This window comes from Streptomyces sp. NPDC048275 (assembly GCF_040652275.1).
Taxonomy (GTDB): domain Bacteria; phylum Actinomycetota; class Actinomycetes; order Streptomycetales; family Streptomycetaceae; genus Streptomyces.
Genome location: NZ_JBEZLR010000245.1, coordinates 1 through 1,751 on the forward strand (window position 1 = coordinate 1; position 1,751 = coordinate 1,751).

A 1,751-nucleotide genomic window follows, 5' to 3' on the forward strand; every position below is an offset into this window, starting at 1 on the left:
ACGGTTTTGATCTAGACAGTCCAGATCATCGCAGGTGGGAGGCACCCTTCTTCCGCCGGAGCGTCAGGTCACGGCCTCAGCTGAACACATGAGGTTGATGGGCAGGCCAGCAGGGTGGATGGCGGCGTTGACCGGGCGGTCGCCGATGAAGTCCCCGGGTGCGCCGGCGCTTCGACGGGAGGTCGAACGTCAGTTCTGGCGAGAGATCGCGAAGGGGCTGCTCGCCGAGGAGGCGGCAGCTGCAGTCGGCGTATCCCAGGCAGCGGGTTGCAGGTGGTTCCGGCACGGTGGCGGCATGCCACCGATGGATCTTGCCCCGCAGTCCGGCCGGTACCTGTCCTTTCACGAGCGTGAACAGATCGCGATCCTCAAGGCGCAGGGCATCGGAGTCCGGGAGACCGCGCGACGTCTTGGCCGGGATTGCTCGACAGTGTCCCGGGAGCTACGCCGCAACGCCGCGACCCGTGGCGGCCGGTTGGACTACCGGGCGTCGGTCGCGCAGTGGAAGGCCGATCTTGTGGCTCAGCGTCCGAAGACAGCGAAGCTGGCCGCGAACGACCGGCTGCGCGACTACGTCCAGGAAAGGCTCTCGGGCCAGGTCAGCCGCCCGGACGGGACGGCACTGGGGCCGAAGGGCACAGGCTGGAAAGGAAGGAACAAGCCGCACCGCGGCGACCGCCAGTGGTTCATGGCGTGGAGCCCGGAGCAGATTGCGAACCGGCTGAAGGTCGACTTCCCGGATGATGACTCCATGCGGATCAGCCACGAGGCTATCTACCAGGCCTTGTTCATCGAAGGCCGGGGAGCGCTCAAGCGCGAGCTCGTCGCCTGCCTGCGCACCGGCAGGGCCTTGCGCGTGCCCCGGGCCCGATCCAAACGGAAGTCATGGGCCCACGTCACGCCCGAGGTACTGATCAGCGAGCGGCCAGCCGAGGCCGACGACCGAGCCGTACCGGGACATTGGGAGGGCGACCTCCTGATCGGACTGGAGCGATCGGCGATCGGCACGCTGGTTGAGCGGACAACCCGATTCACGATGCTCGTCCACCTGCCCCGCCAGGACGGCTACGGCATCGTCCCGCGTACCAAGAACGGGCCGCCGCTGGCCGGCTATGGCGCGGTGACGATGAAAGATGCGCTTGCGGCCACAGTCGGCACTCTGCCCGGGCAACTATGGCGGTCGCTGACCTGGGACCGCGGCAAGGAGCTGTCGGCACACGCCCAGTTCACGATCGAGACCGGCGTCCCGGTCTACTTCGCCGACCCGCACAGTCCCTGGCAGCGCGGCACCAACGAGAACACGAACGGCCTGTTGCGCCAATACTTCCCGAAGGGCACTGACCTTTCCCGGTGGGCGGCGGAGGATATCCAGGCGGTCGCTGCCACCCTCAACAGTCGCCCTCGCAAGAGCCTCGGCTGGAAGACACCCGCCGAAGCCCTCAACGACCATCTACTATCGATCACATGAGCCGGTGTTGCATCCACTGGTTGAACCTGGTAACTACATGTCAGCCGAGTTCGGGAAGACCCTCGACCGGTTCGGGCTCCGCAGATCTTCCGGCCGCACCGGGATCTGTTTCGACAACGCCATGGCCGAATCATTCTTCGGTGCCCTGAAGAACGAGCGTGTATCAAGGGTGACTTACCTGACCCGCAAGACCGCACGGCAGGACATCACTCGATACATCGAATTCTGGTACAATCGCAAACGCCTCCACTCGGCGGTGGGTTACCGCCCTCCGCGCGAAGTC

The 1,751-nt window shown here is 65.7% G+C and carries 2 protein-coding genes; both read left to right on the forward strand.

Annotated features, from left to right (window positions below):
• Positions 1-118: 118 nt before the first annotated feature.
• On the forward strand, positions 119-1,468 hold the full coding sequence (locus tag AB0D57_RS47675; protein WP_362088765.1) for an IS30 family transposase: 1,350 nt from the start codon (positions 119-121) through the stop codon (positions 1,466-1,468).
• Between the two features lie 37 nt (positions 1,469-1,505).
• Positions 1,506-1,751: integrase core domain-containing protein (locus tag AB0D57_RS47680; RefSeq protein WP_362088766.1), on the forward strand; the 246-nt coding region annotated here is incomplete at its 3' end.

Coding starts and splice junctions, on each gene's coding strand:
- AB0D57_RS47675 (WP_362088765.1), top strand. CDS start 119: ATGGCGGCGTTGACCGGGCGGTCGCCGATGAAGTCCCCGGGTGCGCCG.